The organism is Parasutterella muris (genome assembly GCF_943193095.1).
Lineage (GTDB): Bacteria > Pseudomonadota > Gammaproteobacteria > Burkholderiales > Burkholderiaceae_F > Parasutterella > Parasutterella muris.
In genome coordinates this window covers 1-2,629 of sequence record NZ_CALPCV010000059.1, presented here as the reverse complement: position 1 = coordinate 2,629, position 2,629 = coordinate 1, and the positions used below count along the sequence as shown (strand labels likewise).

Sequence of the window (2,629 nt, the reverse complement as noted above, 5' to 3'; positions counted from 1 at the left end):
TGGAAATTATCCGCAGCGTGGACACCATAATCCTTATCGTGGACACTTGAGTTTTAAAAAAAATTTACGGCGACGAACTTGATTTTTCATTGTCGTTAATTCCTCATAATCCTTATCGTGGACACGCTGCGTTTTTTCTTATTTAACTCCTGTTCTCATGGACGGACCTTTCACCTCAATTCTTATTACATTTTGCAGAAAGCGGTCCATAAATGCATCTGCAAATGTTGCATCGGCGATGTAATCACTCCAGCAATTAACTGGAAGAACCGTCGTGACCAACGTGCTCGCCTTGCCTGACCTAGCCTCAATTAGTTCAACCAAGTGTCCTTTGCACCTTGGATCAAGTTTTCCGAGCCCCCAGTCATCCAAGATAAGCAAGTTGAACTTGGCATATCTGTTTATAAACTCGGGGATAGAAGTCTGCGTTAGCTCAGTAGCTCTAATTTCATCTAAAAGCAGAGGCATCCGGACCATCTTGACGTTCATTCCGGCGCAGCAAGCTGAGTTACCCAGAGCCGAAGCAATCCATGTTTTGCCCACGCCGGCTTTGCCAACGATTAGACAGTTTTGAGATGCACGTATCCAATCACAAGTGGCCATAGAGTTCAGAACCTTCTTATCCAGCCCTCTGGTCGGTTTATATTCAATCTTGGACACTAGAGCATCTTTGTGCCTTAGCTGAGCGTTTTTTAATCTGCGGTCTAAGCTCCTAGTATTACGGCCACTATCTTCTCTTCTTAAAGCTCTGCCCATCCATTCCAGCTGAGACAAGTTTAGATTTTCTGGGTTTGACAGCAGTTCATCGATTTCCTGCGCCACGCCCGGAAGACGGAGTGTTTTGCAGAGTCGTTTAATTTCTTCTTGGGTATTAGCGATTGGGTTATTCATATTTCCTCACGTTGTTATGGCTTGGGGTTACGTAGTCGTACTCTTCAGAGGGATTACCGCTAAAATTAAAGTTGGTTTGGCGTAATCGCTGTTGTTCCTTCAACTCAACTAACTCTTTCAGGAATTTGTAGGAGAACTGACGGAACTCGATTGCCTCTGCCATTGCTTCGGTTAGTATCTCGGGGCAGTACATATATAAAAGTTTTCGGGTGACTGCGTGTAGCCGTTGACGGCTCACAAAGTCACCCGAATTTGTCCAGAGTTCATCGACATAGTTTCTGGCAACGGCTTCTTGAACTCCCTTTTTAACAAACTGAGATACAAAGTATTGGGGCTCACGCCTTCTATTCTTCTCACTTTCTGTCAAATGTGCTTCAAGTATGTGAGTCTTACAGCCTCGTTCTTCATAACAACGTTGGTGGCAGCCAATCTCTTTATGGGTATCCGCATCAAAGATCCGGACTTCTTCGTCTGAGAGCCTTACGTTTACTTTTTTATGCACGTAACTGGCCGGAACGCTATAACGATGCCCTTTATCGCGATGGATCTTTATGCAGTGAGACTTGTCCACGACGAGGATAAGCCAATCACAAACTTCATACTTTGTCTCGGGCAACGGATTTAGCAGAGGTAATTCCTCCTCTAAAAAACGTTTTTCTCTGCTGATTTGCTTGGCCGCAGATAGTGGTCTGGCGTTTAGTTCTACAACTTTTTCTAAGATTCTTTTGTTGAGATACATTAGGTTCTTAGCAAACACGGGACCAACGCTCTCTAACTGGCCTTGAACCCACGTTTGTACAAGCCTTACTGATGCTTCAACTCGATTCTTTTCTTGAGGGCTGTAGGGCTTACAGCTCCACGGAGTAATGTTGTAATGATCACATAGATCCTTAACAATGGCTGTTACAGTGCCTTCTTCTTTACTCGCCGTTCGAACTAAGGCCTTCGCATTGTCAACAACAAGAACTTTCGGACAGCCACCGCAGAAATCAAAGGCTGCAATGACGCCTTCAACCCAACTGGCGGCTTTCTCATCTGCTGTGGCATAAGCAAATAAATAACCGCTGTATGGCAAACATGCCACAAATATGTGGGCTTTGTGTATTTCTCCAAGTTCATCAATCCAAGGTAAAAGATCTCCGGAGTAGTCGATTTCCATCTTCTCCCCTGCAATGTAAGTGTTATTTGTGATGACGGGAGCGCCTTTGTTTTCTTTACGCCATTCTCGATACTTACGGCAGAAATACGGATAGGAAATGTCAAATGATGGCTTCTGCGATAGAAGCGATTCGTAAGCAACAAGAAGATTCACATGCTTGTTGTTCAGCCACTGACAAATACTTGCCCAATCAACATCATTGAGATTTTTAAGTGCCTTTTTGCGAGGATAGAGCTTTAGAAGAAGAGCTTTATCGCTTAGAGCACACAGCTCATCAACGCTTTGACCACTAGCATGAATTCTTTTGTTTAGCTTATTAACAACGCTTTTTGAAATTCCAATAGTGGAGGCGATAAATCGACAAGATTTTTTCTGCTGAAGCAGGGTAAGGATTGCACGGATTATTGATACAGGTAGTCGCATAAAAGCTCCTTTAATGTTAAGGAGCTTTCAGGGTAGCTAAACAAAATATCAGGTGTCCACGATTAGGATGCCGCCGTATTATTTTTTAGCTTACGAAGTTAATTTTTTAAGGTGTCCACGCTTAAGATTACGTGTCCACGATTAGGATAATTCCCA

At 43.5% G+C, this 2,629-nt stretch carries 2 protein-coding genes; both read right to left on the bottom strand.

Annotation, left to right across the window (positions count from 1 at the left end; all coding sequences use genetic code 11):
- Positions 1-138 precede the first annotated feature (138 nt).
- Positions 139-891 carry an ATP-binding protein gene (locus tag NFR90_RS11485; protein WP_251453136.1) on the bottom strand — a complete coding sequence of 251 codons (753 nt, stop codon included), beginning with the start codon at positions 889-891 and terminating at the stop codon, positions 139-141.
- Complete coding sequence (gene istA / locus NFR90_RS11480) at positions 884-2,473, bottom strand: IS21 family transposase (protein ID WP_251453135.1); 1,590 nt, start codon at positions 2,471-2,473, stop codon at positions 884-886. The genes NFR90_RS11485 and istA overlap by 8 nt, the downstream gene beginning before the upstream one ends.
- Between the last annotated feature and the right edge of the window lie 156 nt (positions 2,474-2,629).